Origin of the sequence: Mucilaginibacter sp. (genome assembly GCF_025359345.1) — a bacterium.
Taxonomy (GTDB): Bacteria; Bacteroidota; Bacteroidia; order Sphingobacteriales; family Sphingobacteriaceae; genus Mucilaginibacter.
Genome location: NZ_JANYGQ010000028.1, coordinates 216,195 through 240,374, shown reverse-complemented (window position 1 = coordinate 240,374; position 24,180 = coordinate 216,195). Strand labels below are relative to the sequence as shown.

General features: G+C 43.4%; 16 protein-coding genes. 8 read left to right on the top strand and 8 right to left on the bottom strand.

Annotated features, from left to right (window positions below):
• Positions 1-5: 5 nt before the first annotated feature.
• Positions 6-5,882, bottom strand: coding sequence for a carboxypeptidase-like regulatory domain-containing protein (locus tag Q0R52_RS19510; protein WP_295797304.1), 5,877 nt, complete (start codon positions 5,880-5,882; stop codon positions 6-8).
• Between the two features lie 148 nt (positions 5,883-6,030).
• Between Q0R52_RS19510 and Q0R52_RS19505 the strand changes: the two genes are divergently transcribed.
• From Q0R52_RS19505 to Q0R52_RS19495, 3 genes are all read left to right on the top strand, one after another.
• The gene (locus Q0R52_RS19505; RefSeq protein WP_295797300.1) at positions 6,031-7,389 is read left to right on the top strand and encodes a cystathionine beta-synthase; all 1,359 of its coding nucleotides are present in this window, start codon (positions 6,031-6,033) and stop codon (positions 7,387-7,389) included.
• 115 nt (positions 7,390-7,504) lie between these two features.
• On the top strand, positions 7,505-8,335 hold the full coding sequence (locus tag Q0R52_RS19500; RefSeq protein ID WP_295797297.1) for a tetratricopeptide repeat protein: 831 nt from the start codon (positions 7,505-7,507) through the stop codon (positions 8,333-8,335).
• 337 nt (positions 8,336-8,672) lie between these two features.
• Positions 8,673-10,601, top strand: coding sequence for an alkaline phosphatase family protein (locus Q0R52_RS19495; protein ID WP_295797296.1), 1,929 nt, complete (start codon positions 8,673-8,675; stop codon positions 10,599-10,601).
• Between the two features lie 73 nt (positions 10,602-10,674).
• Here Q0R52_RS19495 and Q0R52_RS19490 read toward each other — a convergent pair whose 3' ends face one another.
• Positions 10,675-13,008 (bottom strand): SMP-30/gluconolactonase/LRE family protein, encoded by a 2,334-nt coding sequence (locus Q0R52_RS19490; RefSeq protein ID WP_295797294.1) that lies wholly within the window; start codon positions 13,006-13,008, stop codon positions 10,675-10,677.
• 193 nt (positions 13,009-13,201) lie between these two features.
• On the opposite strand from Q0R52_RS19490, the gene Q0R52_RS19485 reads away from it, so the two are divergent.
• Positions 13,202-13,573 (top strand): phosphoribosylpyrophosphate synthetase, encoded by a 372-nt coding sequence (locus tag Q0R52_RS19485; protein WP_295797291.1) that lies wholly within the window; start codon positions 13,202-13,204, stop codon positions 13,571-13,573.
• A 147-nt stretch (positions 13,574-13,720) separates the two neighbouring features.
• On the opposite strand, the gene Q0R52_RS19480 is transcribed toward Q0R52_RS19485, so the two are convergent.
• Positions 13,721-14,278, bottom strand: a complete 558-nt coding sequence (locus Q0R52_RS19480) for a hypothetical protein (RefSeq protein WP_295797289.1) — start codon at positions 14,276-14,278, stop codon at positions 13,721-13,723.
• A gap of 149 nt (positions 14,279-14,427) precedes the next feature.
• Between Q0R52_RS19480 and Q0R52_RS19475 the strand changes: the two genes are divergently transcribed.
• The 4 genes from Q0R52_RS19475 (at position 14,428) to guaB (ending at position 19,964) form a co-directional block, all read left to right on the top strand.
• The gene (locus Q0R52_RS19475) at positions 14,428-15,669 is read left to right on the top strand and encodes a pitrilysin family protein (RefSeq protein ID WP_295797286.1); all 1,242 of its coding nucleotides are present in this window, start codon (positions 14,428-14,430) and stop codon (positions 15,667-15,669) included.
• Between the two features lie 135 nt (positions 15,670-15,804).
• Positions 15,805-17,085, top strand: coding sequence for a pitrilysin family protein (locus Q0R52_RS19470; protein WP_295797283.1), 1,281 nt, complete (start codon positions 15,805-15,807; stop codon positions 17,083-17,085).
• A 180-nt stretch (positions 17,086-17,265) separates the two neighbouring features.
• Positions 17,266-18,348: a hypothetical protein gene (locus Q0R52_RS19465; protein ID WP_295797278.1), complete on the top strand. Its 1,083-nt coding sequence runs from the start codon at positions 17,266-17,268 to the stop codon at positions 18,346-18,348.
• A 146-nt stretch (positions 18,349-18,494) separates the two neighbouring features.
• The gene (guaB, locus tag Q0R52_RS19460) at positions 18,495-19,964 is read left to right on the top strand and encodes an IMP dehydrogenase (RefSeq protein WP_295797276.1); all 1,470 of its coding nucleotides are present in this window, start codon (positions 18,495-18,497) and stop codon (positions 19,962-19,964) included.
• Between the two features lie 89 nt (positions 19,965-20,053).
• Here guaB and Q0R52_RS19455 read toward each other — a convergent pair whose 3' ends face one another.
• The 5 genes from Q0R52_RS19455 to Q0R52_RS19435 form a co-directional block, all read right to left on the bottom strand.
• Positions 20,054-20,893 (bottom strand): ROK family protein, encoded by an 840-nt coding sequence (locus Q0R52_RS19455; protein ID WP_295797274.1) that lies wholly within the window; start codon positions 20,891-20,893, stop codon positions 20,054-20,056.
• A gap of 11 nt (positions 20,894-20,904) precedes the next feature.
• Positions 20,905-22,326 carry an MFS transporter gene (locus tag Q0R52_RS19450; protein ID WP_252789604.1) on the bottom strand — a complete coding sequence of 474 codons (1,422 nt, stop codon included), beginning with the start codon at positions 22,324-22,326 and terminating at the stop codon, positions 20,905-20,907.
• A gap of 227 nt (positions 22,327-22,553) precedes the next feature.
• Positions 22,554-23,051, bottom strand: a complete 498-nt coding sequence (locus tag Q0R52_RS19445; RefSeq protein WP_295797269.1) for a DinB family protein — start codon at positions 23,049-23,051, stop codon at positions 22,554-22,556.
• 99 nt (positions 23,052-23,150) lie between these two features.
• Entirely contained in the window at positions 23,151-23,528 is a 378-nt protein-coding gene (locus Q0R52_RS19440; protein ID WP_295797267.1) for a hypothetical protein, read from the bottom strand.
• Positions 23,529-23,618: 90 nt separating this feature from the next.
• Positions 23,619-24,167: a Crp/Fnr family transcriptional regulator gene (locus tag Q0R52_RS19435; protein WP_295797264.1), complete on the bottom strand. Its 549-nt coding sequence runs from the start codon at positions 24,165-24,167 to the stop codon at positions 23,619-23,621.
• Positions 24,168-24,180: the final 13 nt, after the last annotated feature.

Genomic DNA, 24,180 nt, shown 5'->3' with positions numbered 1-24,180 from the left:
CACAATTATTCCCCAACTACAACCTTCTTCATCCCTTCCCTACCATAAAACACCGGGAAATACATCATCTCAGCTTTGGCTGGGTTAAGCGTGTATTTACCGTCGTAGCGTGGAATAAGATTTACAGTAAACTCATATTTTCCCTGTTTTAGCTTGCGGCAAAATATGCTTACTTTCTCTTTAAAATATTCGCGATGCACTTCGTTATTTTGCCAGCTTTGTTCTTTGCTTTCGTACGAGCAGCCCGCCGGGATAGGTATTTCAATCATCACAAAATCGGCATCGCCTTTGGCGGTTACTTCGGCTTTTAACAGTACAGGCTGGCCGCCGTTTAGTTTAGTTAGGCGGGTTTCTTTTCTCTCGAACCAGGTATTAACCGTAAAGTCTTTGCTAACCTTTTCCGGCTTCGTGTTCCAAAACTGCTGGTAACCGGTAATGTAAACAGGAAGCGTACCGGTTTTACCGATGGAAAGCTGGTTACCGGTTATATTGGCGGTATAGGGAAATTTGGTAACCGTTTCGGTCTTTGCACCGGACAATATTAAAGCCGAAGGTTTGGTTTGCTTATCGCTGGTGAGCACATCAGGTAAAATGGTTCCCAGTATCAGGGCAGATTCGTAGGTATTGCGCCACTCCCCTTCTTTACGCTGCTCTAAAAAGTAAGCCTGTATTTTGGGTAACAGGTTGTTATGTTTGCCTTCGTTTTTTATGATTTTGTAGGCAAGCACCGTCAGCTGTATGCTGTTGTCGAAAAAGCGGTAGCTGTCCTCGCCCCAATAAATATTGCCAAATAGGGTGTGGTGTTCCGCGGCCAGCAGGCTGTCCAGCTTAATGGTTTGGCCGTCATCCTGCCTCAGTAGCATCAGCCTCAAGTTATCATAGCCTGATGGAGTATCCCCGTTTATTTTTTTTGCTATCGCAGTGTTTTCCTTTTCAATTATGGCGAAATATTTGGGGTAGTCAACTTTAGCGTCCAGCCGGTGCAGCAGCTCGAGGCAAACCAGTTTATCCTGGCCCTTATAGCTTTCCATTTGGTAAACCAGGTAATCAGTTAGTTTTTGTTTATCCAATTGAATTTGATAACCATCTTTTTGCGCATCAACCAAAGCTTCAATAACATGCAGGCTTATCCATAATTCCTCATCGCTGTCTTTCCACCAGCCCCAGGTGCCCTGGCTTTTGCGGTTTTCCTGCAGTTTTTTAATTACTTCGTTTATATTTTTCTCATATTTAAATTCCTCGCCCAAAAACTTTTTGATGCGTTTTTGCATCAGCAGTCCTTTTAGTTTGGAGGCAAGCTGCTCGTTGCATAAATACTTGTAGGCACGCAGCTTTTCGGTTTCAGCCATCAATGCCGGCAGCACCGACGCTTCGGCGTGGAAGGTCACCGGCCCTTTTGCGGCGTCGAATTTTAGGTTTACCGTGGTATCGCCGTTTAAGGCTTCAAACACACCGATGGTTTCCTGTACACCCTGTTTAATTACCGGCACTTTGCGCAGCTCGCCATCGAAATAGCCGTTATCGCGTTTTATGGTGTACTCAAAAGTAAGGCTGTCGGTATTGGCGGCGGTGAGGTTAAGGGTGTCGATTTTGGAGTTTTTAACTTCCAAAACATCCTGCTTAACCTGTTTGCCATTATAAATAAATGTACGGGTTAGTTTGGCCGCATCAGTATTATAGTTCGACACTTTACCCAGCGCGCTTAGCTCATCGCTCTCAACCGCAAACAACGGTGCCAGGAACGCGGCGCTGAGCGGCTTAAACGATTTAATTTGATTTTCCACAAATCCCGATTGCCGGTTGCCATTTATGCCGATTACAAAAGTACGCCAGTTGGTAATATCATCAGGGAAAACTGTGGTAAAGCTGGCTTTGCCGTTTTCGTCGGTGGTAAGTTTTGGTTGCCAATAGGCGTAGTCGGAGAAGTTTTTGCGGATGGATTGTTCGGAGGATTGTTGGATCGGGTCGGATTTAGTTTGTGATACACTTGCTTTTCTTTTTGTATTGATAATAATAACGCCGTTTGCTGCAGATACACCATATAAAGCGGTTGCGGCGGCATCCTTTAATGTGCTTATCTCGGCTACATCATTTGGATTGATACCATCCATGCTGGCTACCACCATCCCATCCACAACAATCAGGGGTTTTCCGCCCGGGAAACTTGAAATTCCCCGTATAACTACGTTCGCACCAGACCCGGGCGCTCCTTGTTCAAGATATACGCCCGACGCTTGTCCCTGCAACATTTGTACAGCCCCTACAATATCCTTTCTCCTGACCGAAGCGTAGCCGGTGACTACAACCTCGTTTAACGACGAACTGGCGGGGTCGAGGACTATATTTGATGAAACGCCGGGTTCGATAGCAACCTCACGTGTTTTGTAGCCAAGGTAGGATATATAAAGTTTCCCCGATTTAGGTACCCTAAGCCTGAATACACCATTAACGTCTGTTACCGTTCCTTTGTTGGTGCCCTTTACCCTTACCATGCATCCTATAATGGGTTGCCGGTCATCGCTGCCGATAACCCGGCCGGCCATCATGGTCCCAAACTCGCTTTCATCGAAATATTTATCGTTAAATGCCTCTTTTAACTTAAGTGCGTCGTTTTCAATATTACTGTCGTTTGCATTGTATTTCCCTGTACGCGAATTGATGGTGTTGTTTATTTTGATGCTTACTGAATCTTTTACATGCGATGCGCACACGTTAATGTCATAAAAATTATTACCGTGCGGCTTGATAATTATGCTGTCAACAATATCATAGCTATTGCCCCGGAGCAGAAAGAACAGCCTGTATTCCCCAACACCAAGCGCCCCAAAATCAGTGGTATGACCGGGATAAACCCTGATATAATCAGGATCGTCATACCTGTATATAATTACATTTTTTATAAACGGGTATTTAGCCTGCAGTTTAATATTGAGGCGCCCGGTTAATTTATCGGCAACAGGCTTGTTCAAAAAAAGTTCCCGGGTATTGCTGCGTAACTCGAGAAATTGCTGCCATAATGTATCCGCTTCCGGGGCAGTGAGCGGGTATTGCTTATAATCGTCGGTTCCATTTATAAAAAACAGGTCTCTTTTGAATGGAAACGGCGTTGGGATACTTTTTTGTTTTAAAAGCCCCGGTTCAAAAAGATAGGAATAGCCCGGTTCTGTTAAAAACAACAGGGGCTTTTCGTTGCGTAAATTAAACACCGCATAATTGTCGCCTAACGGGCCGGCAAGTATGTTTTTATTGCCGTAAATATTAGGATTTAATAAAATTACATTATCGCCCTGTTCCAGGGTCGCCATTTTCTGGTTAAAATTATTTACAACTGTAACCAGGTATTTGTTCACCAACTGTGCTTCGTAATTACTAAGCGTATCCGGAGCTTTTTGAAATGATAGGTTATGGTTCACGTCTGTATCCGCGTTAACGCTTAAGATCAGCTTTTTCGACCGCTCCACGTTCACAGAATCTATCTTTATGCTTTGGTTTACCGTTCTGAAACCGATGGTGTGCCTGCCCGGTGTAACCCTGAAACTGTATCGCTGTAATTGTTCGGCCTGGCTAAAATACACGGGGCGGTTATCAATGTAAAGGATGTGTACCGGTATAACATCACCGCCCTTAACCACAAAAGGTGCTATTTGTGTAATGGTGTCTGCCGTAGGTTCTTCTATCCTGAATAATGTTTTAGGGTGCGTAAATTGGTAAAACACTATGCTATCCAGCCCCATATCCCGGCTCAGGCGCGCCCAGTTTAATGGCATGTCGCCATTATCCCGCAACCTAATAACTTCGTATGGATTTATGTATGTTTTACTTTTACGCGCCTTATCAAGGTATGGCACCAGCGGCGCCGTATAATCAAACTTACGGGTTAGCGACCAGGCCGTTATATCGGCATTTGCGACAGGCTTCCCTTTATTGTCGGTTACCACGATACTAGTTTGTGCCTGCTGACCGGGATAAACTGATACCGGCTGCTTTACATTAATGGTAAGCACATTATCCGAAACCGGTATCGAAGCTTGTTCCTTTTTAGGCTCCCCTCCCCATATATAATTTACAATAAACGTAATGTTATCCGCACCCTTATAAGGGTACTTGTAAAACGGCCCAAGCGTTTTCCCTTCGTCAATTAATTTATCGCCGCAAAAAACAGAATACCACAATTCAAGCTTTCGCTCGTTACTTATTTTTACAAATAACGAATCTGGTGTGCGATATCCCGACAGACTTACATTACCGGCGCTGTCTTTAAGGTCAATATCGTTGTCCGTGCTATTCGTTTGCACGTTGTAGCTTGTAGCATTTGCATTAAAAAGCAATTTGTAAGGCAGCGTAGCTTTTATTTTCGAGATGGTGTCGTGTTGTTCGTTTACCGCGCTGATAACTGCAGGTATTTTGCTTTCCTTGCCATAAACGGTGTAGGTTGCCAAAAGGGTATCTGCACTGAGCACCAGGTTAACCCTGTACTTGTCGTAGGTGAAACTCGCATCGCTTCCGGCACTCTGAAGCTCATTATTAGCGTTCAAAAAATCAGCGTCGATATGGTAACTAATATTAGCTTTGGGGAAAATAGAATCAGGTATAACAATTTTTGTTTCGCCAATCGGGTCAAGCGGCATCTTGTGTTCCCATAAGGTATCGGGCGCAAACACATGCCTGGTTTTAAATGGCGCTACGCTGGTGGTTGTAAGCGTTAACCTAATCCGGCCATCGGGCACGGGTAAATCGTTTTCATCGACGGCTTTCAGGTATATTGCTAGCGGATTGCCTGGCCCGTGTTCCTTTTTATCGGTGCGCACGCTAAAGTGGATAGCTTTTAATTCATACTCTTCGTACCTGAAATTTCCTGAAAAGTAAACTTTTCGCTGTGCAAGAAATTCTTCGTCAGACTTGTTGCCTTCATATTTATCAAGATTATATTTCGCGCTCGAAATGTCTTCGAGGCTAATAACGTATTCATTGTCGAGCGAAAGCTTTAAACTATCGTTTAATACAAACGAATATTCGTAACCACCATTGCGGTAGTTGTTCACGCGCCCCAATATTTTACCGTCATCGTCGCGGCCCTCCCTTAATCTAACCAATAATTGCGGGGCTGTAATTGCTTTTTTCGATCCGCTGTTTAATATAAAAGCTTTAAATTTCACTGTATCGTGTGGCTTATAAATAGGTTTATTAAATATCATAAACCCAGTATACTTATTCATTTGCCGTAGCTGATAAGCATAGTAATTGCGTTTCCTGAACTTGTTTTTCACTTTGTACCACGTCCGCTTGAACCAATGGCGGCGATAGTTATAATTTTGATACTGCTTTATTGAAAAATAATTCACCACGCCAGCATAGTCAACTCTTAATAAAGTATCCTTTTGTGAATAGGCTGTATGATATAAGTCGCTTTTACTATCATAGGGTACAGGCCTGCCATTCACCAGTGCCGTAGCATTTATTACAGGTTTCCCGGTCCTATCCAGCAAAATAAAACGCAGGTCGTAATTATTGTGCATCAGCTTTAAAAAAGCGGAGTGATTTTCTATCAACGTATACTCAAGCTTGTTTTTAAAAGCATACACTTTAAGATAATTGCCCGGTGGCAGATTGTTTTCCCAGTTTTTATCGGTTTTGATAGAATCAACCACAGTGTGAAAAATCCTCTCGTCCGGTTCTTTACCCGGGTGGGTATAAAAACTCTGAATATCCAACGGGTCTAGCTTATAGACATAGGTATAAACACTACTCTGCCTGCTATCAGTGAGTGGCCGTTGCGCGTAACTATTAAACGCCACTAAACTTAAAACGATAAAAAAAAGTAAACGTTTCCCCATAAACTGAAGCTGCAATTGTGACCTGGTTTTAGCTTGCCGAATAAACATAAGCAAAATTATTTAAGGTTGATTTTTAGGATGATGCCGAAAGCCGCCCATTTCCATAAATCAATTTCACATTTTTAAAATATATCAATTTAGAAAGCTAATTTTGACCCATAACTAACCCGCTACCGGGTTTACCAGACTTAAATTTATGTGGCATAACAATATATTAGATACCATTGGCAACACGCCCATGGTGCGCTTGAACAAAGTAACTAAAGACATTCCCGCTACCGTATTGGCCAAAATTGAGACCACTAATCCGGGCAATTCCATCAAAGACCGTATGGCGCTGAAGATGATCGAGGACGCCGAAAAAAGCGGCAAGCTTAAGCCAGGAGGGACGATTATCGAGGGTACATCGGGTAATACCGGCATGGGGCTGGCTATTGCGGCTGTGATAAAAGGTTATAAATGTATTTTCACCAGTACGGATAAACAGTCGAAGGAGAAATTTGATGCCCTGCGTGCTTTTGGCGCCGAAGTAATTGTATGCCCTACCAATGTTGACCCGGAGGATTCCCGCTCCTATTATTCGGTTTCATCGCGTTTGGAACGCGAGGTGCCGAATTCGTGGAAGCCAAACCAGTATGATAATTTATCCAATTCGCAGGCGCATTATGAGTCGACCGGGCCGGAGATTTGGGAACAAACCGAGGGCAAAATAACCCACCTGGTTGCAGGGGTTGGCACCGGCGGTACTATATCCGGCATCGCCAAATATTTAAAAGAAAAGAATCCGGCTATACAAATTTTAGGTATCGATACTTACGGTTCGGTATTCAAAAAATATAAGGAAACCGGCATTATGGATAAACACGAAATTTATCCCTACATAACCGAAGGCATTGGCGAAGATTTTTTGCCTCAAAACGTCGACTTTAATCTGATTGACCATTTTGAAAAAGTAACCGACAAAGATGCCGCATTGATGACCCGCGAAATTGCCCGCAAGGAAGGCATTTTCGCAGGTAACTCAACCGGATCGGCAATTGCCGGGGTGCTGCAAATGAAGGATAAGTTTAAGGAAGGCGATGTAGTGGTAGTAATTTTCCCCGATCATGGCACCCGCTATCTCGGCAAAATGTATAATGACGACTGGCTGCGCGATCGTGGCTTCCTGAAAGATGGCAAGCTAACCGCCCGCGATATTATTGCAAAAAAGGAAAACCAGCAAATCGTTACCATTGATTGCGAGAAAACAGTGCTGGAAGCTATTAATACCATTAAATCGCTCAATATATCGCAGATACCGGTTACGCAAACAGGCATGGTGATAGGTAAAATTACCGAAAGTGATATCCTAAACTCACTCATTGAAAACCCGTCTATTAAATCGCAACCGATAAAAAACATCACCACCGCACCGTTCCCGTTTGTGGATTTAACTACGTCGATAGATAAAATATCGGCGATGATAAATAAGGATAACATTGCGGTGCTGGTTGAGGATAACGGACAGATTGAGATTATTACGCAGTATGATATTATAAATGCGATTTCGGCTTAATGGAGAATGGTGAGTAGAGAGTGGTGAATAGTTGTTATCGTTAAATAATGTTAAACATTGGGTATCAGTGCCGTTGGTAGTGTGATTTTATTTGGAGCGGCTTTATCTTTGCCCTATGTTTAAATCCCCTTTAATAACTATTGCATTTTTATTTTTTAGTTCGATGGCCTTTTGCCAGGCGGATACTGCGGCTGCCGCCAAATACTTTCAGAAAGGTTACGGACTGGAAGCTGCTAAAAAATATAAAGAAGCGCTCGCTGAATATGACTCCTGCGTAACGGCAAACCCTAATTACAACAAAGTATATTTATACCGGGGGCTGGTAAAGTATTACCTGCTCGATTTTAAAGGTTCGGTTGATGATTATACAAAATTTATAGCCGCTAATCCGGAATCGGCAATGGCGTTTGATGACCGGGGATATTCGAGATTTTTATTGGGTGATAATGACGGGGCAATGGCCGATTATAATAAATCTATCACGCTAAACGCAAATATCATGCGGCCGTATCTTAACCGCGGAGGCCTTAAGAGCAAGCTGGGCCAATTTAAAGAAGCCGTCGCCGACTTTAATATCGCCTTAACATTGAGTCCCGATAATGCCAACCTGTATTTTAATATCGGGGTAGCCCAGGGAGTATTAGAAGACTATGCGGCAGCTGTTGAATCGTTCAACTGCGCAATTAAAATAGACCCGGCTTTTGAGCAGGCCTATTTGTACCGCGCGACCACCAAAAGCCTGATGCGGGATTTTCCCGGAGCTGCCGATGACTTTGCGAAGTGCCTTAACATTAACCCCAAAAACAGCCAGGCGCTTTTAAGCCGCGGCGCCATGAAACTGGACCAGGGCGACAAAACCGGTGCCTGTATCGATTTTAATGCCGCGTTAGCCTTAGGTGATAAGCGCGCGGTGGAGGTTATTAAGGAGAATTGTAAATCGAAGTAGAAAGCATTGTCAGCCGGGTCAAAAAATCCAGTTTTATAGCGGCCAATAACAGTCATTTAGATTTATTCGACATTTCCATAAAAATAGAACACTTGATAATCAGCATATTCCACAGCGTTCCGGGTGTTCCGCATGTAAAAATGGAACGCTCAGCTATTCGAAATTTGTAAACCGCACGAATATACCGATCCTTAATTGTCAATATTTTGTAGTTTAAACCACCATCGGTATAAACACCATGTAAAATCCATATTAATTAATTGCGTTTTTAGTAGTTTCGCTTCTAAATGCCCCGGTCGCTAAAAAATAGCCCTGGGATTTAAAAAACGCAATATTAATGGGGTTTACATCCAGGCTAACCGAATACAAAGCTCTTTTATACCGGCTACTATTGGCCTACCTTTTTTACTTTATCAGCAGGGTATTATTTTTCGCCTATAACACCAATTTGTTTGCGGTTGATGACTTTATTACACTGCTAAAACTTTGCTGGTATGGCATCGCATTCGATACTACTGCCCTGCTTTATATCAACAGCCTGTTTATTATTTTAAGTGTATTGCCCCTAAAAATCAATACACAACCAAAATTCCAAAAGGGATTAACCATTTTATACTTCGTCAGCAATTTGCTGTTTTATGCCACAAACTTTGTCGATATCATTTACTACCGTTTCAGCCAGGTACGGTCAACCAAAGCCACCCTCGATTTGCTGTCCGACGAAAGCAACAAAAAGGCACTGTTTGAACATTTCACCTGGGAATACTGGTACGTAATTTTCATCTACCTGGCATGCTGCGTGTGTTGGATATGGCTGTACAGGCTCGTAAAAGTTAAGCCTGCTACGGTTAAAAATGCAAAAACCTATTTTGTTAGTTCCGTAATCGTATTTATTGCAGTCATTGTGTTAATGGTAGGCGGCATACGTGGCGACTACAAGCACAGTACCCGCCCAATCAATATGGTCGATGCCTACAAACATGTTGTAATACCTAACCAGGGTGACATCATACTGAATACCCCATTTGCAATTTTCCGCACGCTGAGCAGCAACAGCTTTAAACTGGAACATTTTTCCACTGCGGATTATATTAACGCCAACATTAAACCGATCAAACAATATACCAGCAACCCTACGGTAAAGCCCAATGTTGTTGTGATTATACTGGAAAGCGTGGCCCGCGAGTTTTGGGGCAGCATGAACAGGGATGCTAAAATCCCCGGTTTTAAATCATATACGCCGTTCCTGGATTCGCTTTCTGGTAGCAGCCTGATATTTACCAATGCTTATGCTAACGGACGCCAATCCATCCACGCCATGTCGTCTGTATTGGCAGGGATACCGTCATTTCAGACTGCATTTACTTCGTCGCCATATGCCAAGCAAAAAATTCAGTCGCTGGTATCTATTTGTGATAGCATGGGATATCAGACCTCGTTTTTTCATGGCGCGGCAAATGGCTCAATGGGTTTCGAAGGATTCGGCAATATTTTAGGGATGAAAAATTATTACGGCCGCACAGAATATAATAACGACAAAGATTTCGACGATATCTGGGGCATCTGGGACGAACCTTTTTTCCAGTTTATGGGCAAAACGCTGGGTACTCAAAAACAGCCGTTTATGGCAACGTTGTTTACACTATCCTCTCACGATCCGTTTAAAATTCCGTCTAAATATAAAAACAGATTCAAAGGCGGCCCGCTGGCCATCGACAAATGCGTGCAGTATACTGATAATTCGCTGCGGGAGTTTTTTAACTATGCCAAAACCCAGCCCTGGTACAACAACACCATATTTGTAATTACTGCCGACCATACCAACCAGACATATTACCCGGCTTACAACAAACCTGTTAACCGCTTTGCTGTGCCGATATTGTTCTATAGCGCCAATAAAGCATATGGCTTAACCGGCGTACGTACCGATATTGCCCAGCAGATGGATATTTATCCATCGATAGTAAGCCTGATTGGCTACAACAAACCATTCCGTTCATGGGGACGCAGCTTAACCAGCAACCTGCCCGGCGAAACGCCAAGGGCTATAAATTCATTAGGTAATATTTACCAGTTTTTGCAGGGCAACTATATCTACCTGTTCGACGGGAAAAAGATCACCGGCATATTTGCAGCTGAAGATAAAAGCTTTGAAAAGAACCTGATGGATGGCTCTTTAAACCCCGAAATGAACAAAGGCGTAGCCGATTTTAAAGCCTTTTTCCAGGATTATTCGGACAGGATTGTTAACGGAAAATTGAAGTAACGTTAACTAATCTCGTGCTCAGTTTTTTCGACTTCGGACTGCCGACTTCAGACTTCAGACTTCAGACTTCTTCCTACTCCACCCCTTTCACATTCATCTTCAGCTTATAAAATGCTTTCGATGCGGTGATAAAAAGGATATCCTTATTTACACCGCCAAAGCATAAGTTGGCTGTCCATTGCTCGGGAACGGGTATGTGGCCTATTTTCTGTCCCTGGGGATTGTAAATGGTAACACCATTACCTGCTAAATAAAGATTGCCCCGCTCATCAAGCGTTATACCGTCGCCGCCCTGGTTGCAGAACAGCAACCGGTTGCTTAGCTTGCCGTCTTTTTCGATGCTGAATTTGTACAACTTATTATCGGCAATATCCGTCACAAAAAGGAATTGACCGTCCGGCGTTCCAACAATGCCGTTGGGCTGCTTCAAACTGGCGTCTATTAATATAGGTTGCTTTGAGCCTTTGAGCAAATAATATACACGCTGGCCATCGAGGTCGGACTTTTTTCTTGCCCAGTAATCGCGTTGGTAATAGGGGTCGGTCATGTAAATACCACCTTTGTTGTCTATCCAAATATCGTTCGGGCCGTTCATCAACTTGCCGTTATAGTCGGTAAGTAAAACGGTTATCTTCTGGTCCGGGGCTATAGACCATAGCTGGTTATGCTCGTCGGCACACGTTACAAGGTTACCTTCCTTATCAAAATAAGTCCCGTTTGAGCGACCGGTATTATCCATCCACATTGTCAACTTTCCATCCACGCCGTATTTCCATATTTTGTTGTTCGGCTGGTCTGTAAAAAACACATTGCCTATTTTGTCGACAGAAGCGCCTTCGGTAAAGGCGAATTGTTTGGAGATTAATTCCGGTTTCTTTGTGGTATCGTACAATGTAACTTGCCGGTGGTCATCTTCGCGCCCAGCTGGCGGAAAACGAACTTCATTATACAATCCAAAATCGCTCAGCGCAATACTTACCGCTGCTTTGGTTATGCGCAGTCGTACCTTGTTGGTTTTGATATTCTCCGGCAGGCGGATCAACCGGTTGCCGCCTATGCTTGTTGCTTCTGCTATCTGTTGCCATTTGCCATTTTTCCAGGCATCAACCGCTACAGCATCTATACGCTGACCCAATTTAATGTTCTCGCGCAAACGGATAACGTTAAATATTTTATTCTTATGCAGGTCGAGTACTAATTCGGGTGTGGTCACTTTATCGTCGGTGGCCCAATAGCTGTAACCGTCGTTATCCAGCAGGTTTGCTGCACCAAATTTTACCTGGTTACCACCACGTGTATTACTGGCCTTTAATGTGGCCCCTTTGGCGAGGTTTACAGCAAATGTGTTTTTCAACGTGTTACCAAAGTCTTTCAGTTTGGCAACATCATCATCATTAAGCAAACCACGCTGGTCCGGCTCAAGGCCAAGGTCGAGGCAGGCACCGCGGCCTACGCTTTGGTAGTAGAGGTTCAGCAGTGAATCAGCAGTTTTAGCCTCACCATCCTGGCTTTTATGGTAAAACCATCCGGGGCGGAATGGAACATCGCATTCGGCAGGTATCCAATATTTGCCATCACGGTGGCCTTCGGTGCCTTCGTAGTCTTTGGTATAACCATTGCCTGGTTCTTTGCCTTTATCGGGCGCATGCGGCGTATAGGTTGCCCAGCTGGTTACGCCTGCATGGCCGGCTTCGTTGCCTACCCAGCGCACGTCGGGGCCAACATCGCCAAATAATACGGCGTTAGGCTGCATCCTGCGCGGGATTGCCCAGGTATCTTTCCATCCGTAATAGGTTGAGCGGTCAATCTTTCTTACTTCTTTTGCGCCACCGTAATAACCGTCGCCGCCATTTGCACCGTCAAACCACGATATAAATATTGGACCGTAGTGGCTGTATAATTCTTCCAGCTGTTTGCGGTAAACTTCGGTTACGTATTCAGGTTTGCCATAAAGCGCGCTGTTCCTGTCCCATGGCGAGCAGTAAACGCCCATCTTCATGCCCAGTTTGTTACAGGCATCGCGATACTCCTGTAGTATATCGCCCTTGCCATTTTTATAGGGACTTTTTGAAATATTATGTTCCGTGGTTTTGGTTGGCCACAGGCAAAAACCATCGTGGTGCTTAGCTACTACAACTATGCCCTTGAATCCTCCCGCTTTGGCTGCGCCAACAATCTGCATGGCGTCAAACCTCACCGGGTTAAAAATTGCAGGATCTTCATCGCCATAGCCCCATTCTTTATCAGTATAAGTATCCGGTCCGAAATGGATCAGGCAATACATCTCAGTTTCCTGCCAGTTTAATTGCCCTTTGGTGGGTAGTGGGCCGTAGGGTTTGGGGGCCGGCTGGCAAAATGCAAATTGGATGAGCAATAAAAAGCAAAAAAGGAATGATATTTTTTTCACGGGAGGCATAAATTTAATCAGTTTACGAATGTAATAAATTTGGTTTAAACAGGGCTAGCACATAGATGAAGAGATTGCAATAACCATTTTTGGCCTTATCAATTAATATTCGCGCCAAACAACCGCCACGTTCTGTGGTTATATCATAGAGCCATTTTTAGATGGCATCTTTTTACTTAACCAAAGCATCACCATGAAAACATATAATAATTTAGTGGAAGCCACTAACGATTTGATGAAAAGAGGATATACCGAAAACCTAAGCCTTGAGGGCGATACGGTTGACGATAAAGATAAAAACATACACATGACGGCGGACGATATAGAGATTGACGAGTTTTACCGCTTTGAGGGCGCCAGCAATCCGTCGGATATGTCAATCGTTTACGCTGTTACCTCAAAAAAGTACGATTTAAAGGGCGTGTTGATTAATGCGTTCGGCACGTATGCCGATAACGCTTCGTCGGCCATTGCGGCCAAATTAAACCACGACCAGGTAAGCGATAATTTAAACCGGGCAGATAAGCCAGAAGCTGATGCCGAAGCGGGGACGATTGCTAACTAGTCTTGAGTCTAAAGTTTAAAGTCAGGTGTAGCCGGCAATGCGTTCCATTTTTCACAGCGGAACACCTGGAACGCTGTGAAACACGCTCATTATCAGGACTTTTAATTTTATGATTTTGCCGGTTCTATTGAAATTATGTGGCAGCGCTTAATTAACAAATAACATTGCCAACAATTTCTTACCCCGGGATTGGATTGCCGGCGAGCCATTGCGCATCAGGAATTGGATTTGATTAGCAAGTTCCTCGGCAACCCAATCGTACCGGTGGCGCAGGTTAAATAGGGCTTCGGAGGCGAACACTTTTACCGCAATTTTCGCTTTGGGATCAATCATTGAGTCGAAACATTGCTCAACTGCGGGCTCAAGGTCAATTGTTTCCAGCTTCCTTTTAATTACCGGGTTCATTTTAGGGTCGGTCAGATGCATCAATATCTTAATATAATGCCTTTGCGGACCATGATATTTAACCTGTTTGAAACGTAAAAAGAAATATTCCAGCTCAGGCTCATATTTTATCGGGTCCGCAAGTAGCATATTTTCTAGTATCCAGCTCGCCCTGAAGGCTATCATACTATCTGGGTAAAAGGTAATGTCAATCAGGTCGTCTAACGAAAATTTTTGCTCTGTTAAAATACGCCCGAGCTCCAGTACCTTTGGTTTACCCAGCGTATTTGATATTATTTTAACGAGTTCGCCTTGTGTCATGGGGTAATTTGAAAATTCAGTAATTTGAAAATTTGACGATATGTTATCTTAAAGCCATTTTCAAATCTTCAAATTAAAACAAATTTTCAAATTATATTCACAATCAACAAAAACTCTACATTTGCTTTCCGTTAATTGAAAATTTACAAATGGTTAAATTCAACCGATTTACTCTTGATAATGGTCTGCGCGTTATAGTGCATGAAGACCATACTACCCCAATGGCGGTGCTGAATATTCTTTATGATGTTGGCGCCCGCGACGAAAACCCCGAGCAAACAGGATTTGCACATTTATTTGAGCACCTGATGTTTGGCGGCTCGGTAAATATACCCAGTTATGATGAACCCCTGCAACGTGTAGGCGGCGAAAATAACGCTTTCACCAGTAACGATATCACCAATTATTATATTACCCTGCCATCTTCAAATACCGAGACTGCCTTTTGGCTCGAAAGCGACCGCATGCTTAGCCTTGCCTTTAGCGAAAAAAGCCTGGAAGTACAACGCAATGTGGTAATTGAAGAATTTAAACAGCGTTATCTTAACCAGCCTTACGGCGATGTTTGGCTAAAGCTGCGCCCCATGGTTTATAAAAAGCACCCGTACCAATGGGCTACCATAGGTAAAGAACTCAAACATATTGAGGATGCCAAAATTGAGGATGTAAAAGCCTTTTTCAAAAAACATTATACCCCGCAAAATGCAATTATGGTTGTTGGTGGTGATATTAATTTAGAGCAGGTAAAACAGCTTGCAGAGAAATGGTTCGGCCCTATACCTGCTGGCGAAAAATATGTACGCAATTTGCCGCAGGAACCGGAACAGCACGACGAACGCCGCGCAACCGTTACCGCAAAGGTACCGCTGAACGATGTTTATATTGCCTTCCAAATGGGCGACAGGCTGGATAAAACCTATTACGTGGCAGAGTTGCTGTCCGATATTTTATCGCGTGGCAATTCATCACGCCTTTACCGCAGCCTGGTGAAGGACAAACAGATTTTCAGCGAGGTGCACGCTTATATGACCGGCAGCCTTGATAAGGGCATGTTTGTATTCGAGGGCAAACCGCTTGAAAATATCAGCATTGAAATGGCCGAAGCTGCAATTTGGGATGAACTGGAGAAAATAAAAACCATTGACATACCTGCAGATGAGCTGACTAAGGTGCAAAACAAAACAGAGTCGACGATGATATTTTCAGAAATGTCGCTGCTGGATAAGGCGATGAACCTGGCTTCTTTCGAGCTTTTGGGCGATGCTGATTTGCTGAACCACGAAACCGGTAAATATTTACAGGTAACCGCTGCGCAGATAAAAGAGCTGGCTAATAATTTATTCAAGAAAAATAATTCATCGACGCTGATTTATTTGGCTGAGAAAGTCTGAACCGGGATTTTTCACAATTTAATTTGTTTTAAATTGGCGTTCAAGATAGCTTCGCAGTTAAGCGGATTTGAGGATTTTTCGGATACAGACAAAGTTTTATAACAGGTCACACCGTTGACCAATGACTACTGACCAATGACCATAGACAGAAAACAAGCCCCGGAATTCAGGGCGATAGATAATATAAATTTGCTAAGGCCGGCGCACCAGGCGCTGGATAACGGCTGCAACGTATTTTGCTTTAACAGCGGCGACCAGGAATTGGTGCGTATTGAATGGATTTTTGCCAACCAGCGTTTTAACCCTGAAAAGCCTTTGCTGAACGTAGCGGTGAACACCATGCTCACCGAGGGTACCAACTCCATGACCCAGGCGCAAATATCGGACAAAGTTGACTTTTATGGCGCTTTTTTACAGGTTGATTATGGTTATGATAATTCGCTGGTAACGCTGTACAGCTTGAACAAGCATTTGCAGCATACGCTTCCTGTAATAAAGGATATTCTGACTGATTCTATTTTCCCCGAAAAAGAACTGGCTACCTATATCCGCAATCAGCAGCAAAAACTACAGGTAAGCCTTCAGAAAAATGATTTTGTTGCGCGTCGTGCCTTCAACAAAGCTTTATATGGCGATACAGCCTACGGCTTAGGGGCTGACGCTGGCACATTTAAAACGTTAAAACGCGATGACATGCTGGCCCATTTTAAGCAAATGTACCAGCCATCAAACTGCACCATTATTATATCGGGCAAAATTGAACCGGAAATACTGGAACTGATAACCGATACTTTCGATAAAAGCTGGACAAACCCGGATATTAAACCGGATGCCACCCAGCCGGAAATAAAATCATCAACCGAACATTTTTACTTTACCGAAAAGCCCGAGGCTTTGCAATCTGCCATACGCATGGGGTTGCCGGTAATAAACCGTACCCACCCGGATTTCCCGGCCCTTCAGGTGCTGAACACCGTGCTGGGCGGCTACTTCGGCTCCAGGCTGATGGCAAATATCCGCGAGGACAAAGGTTACACCTACGGCATTGGGTCGGGTATGAGCTCGCTAAAGCACGCCGGGGCTATGTTTATAGCCACCGAAGTTGGCGCTGATGTTTGCAAAGCTGCAATCGCCGAAATTGAAAAGGAAATAAACCTGCTAAAAAGTGATTTAATACCAGAAGACGAACTTTCACTGGTGCGCAATTATATGCTGGGTTCGCTGTTAGGCAGTTTGGAAAATGTATTCTCGCATGCCGATAAATTCAAAAACCTGTACTTCGCCGGGTTGGACTATGATTATTACGACAGATACGTGGAAACCGTAAAAACCATCAGTGCTGAAAGGTTGAAAGAGCTGGCAAATGTGTATTTGGATTTTGACGGATTTTATAAGGTGATCGTCGGGAAATATTGATTCAGTGATGTGCGAATTTACAGATGTGCAAGTGTGCGGATGTAAAAATAAGAGCCGGGAGAATTTTGGAAATAAGTAATTATTTTTTGAATTATTTCTTCTAAAAGCGCTCCATTTAGTATTAATTTTCGGGTTAAATTGCTTATATTTAACTATTAAAAATGGTTAAAATCAGCCTCTATGCCTGATTCAGATTCTATAAATTCTCCCTACGCGAACGATTCAATAACTCCGATAATTTTTGAAGAAAGCGTCAGAAGTCGGCCAGGTATGTACTTTCGTTCCACAAGTAGCAAGGGGATAATTTACGCCATCGACCAACTAATAAAGGAGTGCATTGAATTATGCGCGGCTGAAGATTTTACTTTTAATGTTTCTATCAACGACGGTAACAGCTTTTCTATAAAAATTAACGGAAGGACTAACCTATCGCCGTTTTTACAAGCATTAACCGTACCAATCGTTGATTACAATTATCTTTACTCCCGAGCCCTTACTGTCGTTACAACCAGGTTTGAATTGACAAACGACAAAATTCACATTCTTCTTACTAATGGGCAAGCGCATGCGGAAAATCGCCATGAAATCGAAGGCCATCACACAAGCCTCGTACTATGTTTTGAAATTGACGAAAAGATTTTCCCCGATACCAACGTCGATTACCTTGCCTTAAATCAGGAATTAGTACTAATTCCAATTATAAATCGGAAGACAGAAATAATCACCAGGGATAAACGAACCAAATATTTAAATCAGAACTATTATCATTTCCCTAACGGTATCTTTTACGTGTTCGATAGCATTCTCAATTCGTTAAATGGCAAACCCAATCTTCAAATTAAGTATGAGGGCAGTATCGAAGAAAATGAATATCAAATTGCGATCTCTGGTTGGGAATGGAAGCCATCTGTCACGAGTTTCGCCAATTATGTACATACAACTTGTCATGGCTCGCTTGTTGATGGGGTTATTGATGGTATTATTTTGGCTTGCAAAAAATATTCAAACGAAAATAATCTAGACTATTTTAAGGTCACAAGGAAAAAAATCCTCAAAAATCTCATAATTGTATGTGCTGTAAAAGGGGCGGCCTTTGATTATGGCGGAAGCTTTAAAGAGAAGCTTTTGTCTGACGAGGTTCGATTTCAATCGAAGAAATTAGTTTCCAAATGGATTTACGACTATTTAAAAAATGACGAAAATGTAAGAAATTCAATTATTCGGCATTTTGACGAACGACGATTATTTCCGTTCGAACTGTAAAGGAAGTAGTACTAAATATCATCATAAGGCAATTTTAACGAGATAGCTTAGCCTGCCATCTAATAATTCCGACATCGATCATCGGAAATTCGAAATATTTTGTTAGCTTTGCCCGGCAAATAATAACTCCAAACACATTATTTGCTATGCAATTAGACCCCGAAAAATTTGTCGCCGAAGGATTAACTTACGACGACGTTTTACTCCTCCCCGCCTACTCAGAAGTTTTACCGCGCGATGTTGACACCAGCACCTGGCTTACCAAAAAAATAAGGCTTAATATCCCTGTTATTTCGGCTGCTATGGATACGGTTACCGAATCAGCATTGGCTATTGCTATTGCACAGGCCGGCGGCATTGGTATCCTGCATAAAAACATGAGTGTGGCTGCCCAGGCCGATGAGGTGCGTAAAGTAAAACGCTCGGAAAGCGGCATGATACAGGACCCGGTTACCTTGCACGAAGCTGCCACTGTAGCCGATGCGGTAAAAATCATGCGCGAATACCGCATTGGCGGCATCCCCATTGTTGATGGCACAAACAAGCTAAAAGGCATCATCACCAACCGCGACCTTCGTTTCCAAAAAGAAATGGACCGCCCGGTTAGCGAAGTAATGACCAAAGAGAACCTGGTTGTAGCCCCGCAGGGTACAAACCTTATACAGGCCGAAGAAATATTACAAAACCATAAAATTGAAAAATTACCGGTTGTTGATGCCGATGGCATTTTACGGGGGTTAATTACATTTAAGGATATACAGAAATTCAAGAACTTCCCAAGTGCTTGTAAGGACGAGTTTGGGCGTTTACGCGTTGGCGCAGCGGTTGGAGTAGCTGCGGATAATATCGACCGCGTAAAGGCCCTGGTTGCTGCCGGTGTTGACGTAATTACAGTTGATACCGCCCACGGCCACTCAAAAGGGGTTATTGACATGGTGAAGAGCGTTAAAGCGCTATTCCCCGACTTGCAGGTTATCGCCGGTAACATAGCCACGGGCGAGGCAGCCATAGCGCTTGCTGATGCAGGTGCTGACGCCGTTAAAGTCGGCATAGGTCCAGGCTCTATATGCACTACCCGTATTGTAGCTGGAGTTGGTGTTCCGCAGCTGTTTGCCGTTTACGAATGCGCAAAAGCACTTACGGGCCGTGGCATACCTGTTATTGCGGATGGCGGTATCAAACAAACAGGCGATATTGTTAAAGCAATTGCAGCCGGTGCAAGCTCAATAATGGCAGGCTCGTTGTTTGCCGGGGTTGAGGAATCGCCGGGTGAGACTATTATATACGAGGGCCGTAAGTTTAAATCATACCGTGGCATGGGCTCGGTTGAGGCGATGGATAAAGGCTCGAAGGACCGTTATTTTCAGGATGAAACGGATATCGTTACCAAACTGGTTCCTGAAGGCATTGTTGGTCGCGTACCCTTTAAAGGCAATCTTGCCGAAGTGGTATACCAATACATAGGCGGCCTTCGTGCAGGCATGCACTATTGCGGTGCTGCCGTGATTGAGGATTTGCAAAAAGCCAAGTTTGTGCGCATAACAGCAGCAGGGATGAGGGAAAGTCATCCGCATGACATTACCATAACTAAGGAAGCGCCTAACTACACCAGGTAGTCCGAAGTCCGGAAAGTCAGTAAAGACCGAAAGACGAAAAGTATTGTCAGACTTACGAAGTTTTAAAAACTTCGTAAGTCTTTTCTGTTTTATAGCGAATCGAAATATAATCCTGCAGCCCCAAGTATCCCGCTGTTTTCTAACTCCGAACGTTCGATTGTTAATCGTTCGACACTTTTGGGGTAAACCAGCGTACGGATGCGTTCCCACATCGCTTTTTCAAAATATTCGTAAGCCAGTTGTACCGAGCCACCCAGGATAATTAAAGCTGGGTCATAAGTGTACATTACCAGTTTGATGGCGTTGCCGAGGTGGGTGCCCATTTCGGCATAAAGTTCCAGGGCACGTGCATCGCCGTTTTGAGCATCTTTAAATACTTGCTGTCCACCCAATCCGTAAACGTTATTGAAGAACGATCCGCTGCAATAAAATTCGTAGTTGTTATCAAGGTAATCAACACAGCCAAATTCGCCTGCGCCGCAGTTGGGGCCGGCGTAAAGTTGGTTGTTGATGATGATGCCTGCACCAAGCCCGGTGCCAATGGTAAGGCCAACCATATTTTTTATGCTTTTTCCCTTGCCGAAATAATACTCACCAAGTATAAAACAGTTGGCATCGTTATTTACAAATACAGGTACTTTATATTTATCCTCCAGTATCTGTTTTAGATGCACTTCCTTCCACGATGGTATGTGTACCACATCGTAAACAATGCCAAGTTCCACATCAACCACGCTGGGAACGCCTATGCCGATTGCTTTTACGTCTTTGCCTATCAGCTTATCAACTACAAAATAAACGTCCTCCAGCACTTGTTCTTCTGTTCCTTTGGTATTGATGCGGCGTGAAATGATATCGCCCATAGCATCACCTGTAACAACAGCCCCGCGAATATTTGTGGCGCCTAAATCGATGCCTATAATTTTCATATTGTCCATGTTTATTTATTAGCGGCCTGTCGTTTCTTAGCAAATAGAGTTGTAATAAAGTAAGGAACAAAAAACCCAAGTGCTCCGACTAGAAGAATCGTGTTTGCATTAAACGCCACCCTATCGACAGATGTTATCTTAGCAAACTTAAAAAGAACAAATTCAGCAATAAGCAAACCTGTAAAGCCAATTATTGCGGCGAGTTTTGATGATGTATTATTGGTAACCAACGGCTTTGCCCAAAAACCGATCGATAACATGTAACCCATTGTAATATACAGGAACATCATACCACCACGTAGACCAATAAAATCGGCCAATCCACCGATAAGCAACTGAACAACAGCTCCGCCGATTATGCCCGTTACCAGGATACCGGCGAATGAGCCATGATGTTCATCAACCGAACTTAGAGCCAGCGAAAAAATAATAGGATACATCACCGACATAAAAAACCCGACAACAGGGAATGCGATTAACGAGACCTGCGTGCTCCCAAATAACCCAAATGACAGGGCAATAATTGCCGGAATGGTAAAAGCTATTAATAGCCTGCGGCTATCCATTATTTTTAACAAAATCAAACCAAATATTCCACCAACCGTCATTAATCCCCAAAAGTACGCCACGGCACTTGCGCCGGTAGTTTCGGGGTCGATTTGGTGATAGCGTTTCAAAAACTCCGACATCCAATAAGATACACCTTGCTCAGTACCTACATAGCAGAATAGCGCGATGAAATACGCTTTAACTACAGGGCGTTTAAACAGCATTACATGCGTTTCCCATGCACCCGCCTTTTCATCGGCAGCCAATTCAACTTTCGGGAATCTTGAAACCAGCATCAGCACAACCATCAACAACGACATCACCACAAAAAGCCAGTAAAGCGATAACCATGGCATATCAGCAGGAACTAATGGCGCCAGGATAGAAAAAACGCCCGGATGGCTCTTTTTAGCGAGGTTTAAAACCATGTACGAATAAACCAACGGGCTCAGGAAAGAAGCCCCGCCGAAGATTAGCTGGGCCAGCACCGATGTGAAAGCGTAATTTTCTTCGCCGCCGGCCGTGCGCAGCAGCGGGTTAATGACTACCTGCAGCATCGCCATGCCGCAGCCTATTAAAAATAACGACAGCAATGCTGTTAGATAGTTAGGTTGCGCAGCCAGCAATAACGAACCCAAAAACGCAACCACAAAAGCAGCCACCATAATGGTTTTCTCGTTATACTTCTGCACCAGCATACTTGATGGGATTGACATTACGCCGTAAGCAATAAAAAATGCAAACGGCAATACCCCCGCCATTAAATCGCTCAATTTAAAATTGGTGATAAAAGCCGGGGACAATGGCCCTATGATATTTGTTATAAACGATATAACAAAAAACGTTAGCATTATGAGCCCTACGATGTAATAACTGCGTTTCATGAATTTGGTTTAATAGCCGGTTTGGATTGACTTACATATTTAACGCAAAAGTTTAGCATTTACAAGTTATTAAAACAATTTAAAAAGTTTGTAGCAGGGTTGTAGGGGGTAAAATATAACTGTGATGATTTTGTTCGGGAAATTAAACCACGGAGATACGAAGAAGACAATAAACGCAAAAAGCCCGTGCAAGCACAGGCTTCCTAATCCAGGGTATCAAACACACATTAAGCAAATGGATCTTCGTCGGCGCTTGGGCCGTAAACTGAGGGTATAAGCACGTTGAGGGTACGCAGGTAGGTTACCAGTTCGCCGCGGTGATGGTACCAGTGGTTAAGCACCAGCAACCTGCACATGAGCGAACGCGGGATGGCAAAAATGCTTTTACCATCTTTTATCAGTTCCCAATTTTGGGTGTCCCATTCATCGGTGGCGCTTTCAAGTATTTGGCGTGCTGTTGCTATACTTTTTGAGAAGCCGGCCGTAATTTCGTTTTTTGAAGCCGGGATGTAATGCGCGACTAAAACCTCGAGGTTTGTTTTACCACTATTAGCAAACTCCAGGTATTTGCCCGGTATTATTGCTACATGATACGCTAACTGGCCAAGTGTCATGGCCTTTTCGTGGGGTTTCCATCCCAGCTTTTCTTCAGGGAGCCTTTCAAGTAATTTTTGTGTTGAAACTACTTCAAAATCAATTTCTGCAATTAAACTTTTTGAATTCATAAAATGTTGTTTATTAAATTATTACGAAGCAAAGCTACCTTGCCGAAAGACCGAAAAATGTATCAAAAGATACAACAAGCAAAAAAATGCAAATATTTTCTACAGCAACTTGTGGCCATTTCTTTTGGCTTTGGTGTAGTTACCTGCCATAATGATGACTGCAATTATTGATGACAGCGCCATCACCGGGAAGTACAACCGTTTGCGCATAGGCTGAAACTGCTGCGGGATAAACTTAACCGACATGCGCGTTAGTATAATACCAAACACCAACGTAACCAGGAAGAGTAGCATGAATTGAATGCGCTTGTTTTTAAAATTGAGCGTGGTGATGAGCAGCAGGACACAGCCAATAATTGCCGGGATGCAGGACGTTATTTGAAAATAGTTGTACTGTAAATAGTAGCCCAGCCCTCCTATTATACTGCAAATAATCAGTACGCAGCTATGCAGGCGAATTATTTTAGTGGTATCCATATTCGTAAAATTAGTTTGACGATGATTTTCTCAGCCAAAACTAAATTGCCACAAATAGTTATCATGTATCTTTTGATACAAGCCTGGATATTATAGCTTGATAATCCGGATGCTGCGGTGATGCAGATCTATTTTACCCTCCTGTTCAAAGCGTTTCAGGATACGCGATATCACCACTCGGGTTGTGCCTAGCGCATTGGCCAGCGCCTGGTGTGTAATGGGCACTGTATTGGTATGTTGCATTGCGGCGTAGTTTTTCAGATAACTGGCTATCCGGTTTTCAATGCTACTAAAAACCACAGCGTTAAACAAATCGAGCAATTCATTATACCGCGACTGGAAAGTGCGCAATACAAATTCATTCCAGGCATCGTGCTTGCGTTGCCACTCTTTAACAAAGCGGGTGGGGATGCACAATATTTCGGAATCAGTTTCTACAATAGCTGTTGAGGGGCTTTTTACGTTAAAAAAGCACGACGTTAACGACATAATGCACGTTTCTCCCGGTTGAACGAAGTATAATAAAATCTCCCGCCCGTCGGATTGCTGGGTTACCCGTAACGAGCCATTGAGCATTAATGGCAACACTTTTAAATACTGGCCTTCCCGAACAATTACGTCCCCGGCTTTAGCTACCATAATGGTAGCATTT

Bases quoted from the DNA above. Each gene is read 5' to 3' on its own strand.
- Q0R52_RS19440 (WP_295797267.1), bottom strand. From the start codon at position 23,528: ATGGATACCACTAAAATAATTCGCCTGCATAGCTGCGTACTGATTATT.
- Q0R52_RS19435 (WP_295797264.1), bottom strand. From the start codon at position 24,167: ATGGTAGCTAAAGCCGGGGACGTAATTGTTCGGGAAGGCCAGTATTTA.
- Q0R52_RS19480 (WP_295797289.1), bottom strand. From the start codon at position 14,278: ATGACACAAGGCGAACTCGTTAAAATAATATCAAATACGCTGGGTAAA.
- Q0R52_RS19470 (WP_295797283.1), top strand. From the start codon at position 15,805: ATGACCATAGACAGAAAACAAGCCCCGGAATTCAGGGCGATAGATAAT.
- Q0R52_RS19485 (WP_295797291.1), top strand. From the start codon at position 13,202: ATGAAAACATATAATAATTTAGTGGAAGCCACTAACGATTTGATGAAA.
- Q0R52_RS19505 (WP_295797300.1), top strand. From the start codon at position 6,031: ATGTGGCATAACAATATATTAGATACCATTGGCAACACGCCCATGGTG.
- guaB (WP_295797276.1), top strand. From the start codon at position 18,495: ATGCAATTAGACCCCGAAAAATTTGTCGCCGAAGGATTAACTTACGAC.
- Q0R52_RS19500 (WP_295797297.1), top strand. From the start codon at position 7,505: ATGTTTAAATCCCCTTTAATAACTATTGCATTTTTATTTTTTAGTTCG.
- Q0R52_RS19510 (WP_295797304.1), bottom strand. From the start codon at position 5,882: ATGTTTATTCGGCAAGCTAAAACCAGGTCACAATTGCAGCTTCAGTTT.
- Q0R52_RS19450 (WP_252789604.1), bottom strand. From the start codon at position 22,326: ATGAAACGCAGTTATTACATCGTAGGGCTCATAATGCTAACGTTTTTT.
- Q0R52_RS19455 (WP_295797274.1), bottom strand. From the start codon at position 20,893: ATGAAAATTATAGGCATCGATTTAGGCGCCACAAATATTCGCGGGGCT.
- Q0R52_RS19475 (WP_295797286.1), top strand. From the start codon at position 14,428: ATGGTTAAATTCAACCGATTTACTCTTGATAATGGTCTGCGCGTTATA.
- Q0R52_RS19465 (WP_295797278.1), top strand. From the start codon at position 17,266: ATGCCTGATTCAGATTCTATAAATTCTCCCTACGCGAACGATTCAATA.
- Q0R52_RS19445 (WP_295797269.1), bottom strand. From the start codon at position 23,051: ATGAATTCAAAAAGTTTAATTGCAGAAATTGATTTTGAAGTAGTTTCA.
- Q0R52_RS19495 (WP_295797296.1), top strand. From the start codon at position 8,673: ATGGGGTTTACATCCAGGCTAACCGAATACAAAGCTCTTTTATACCGG.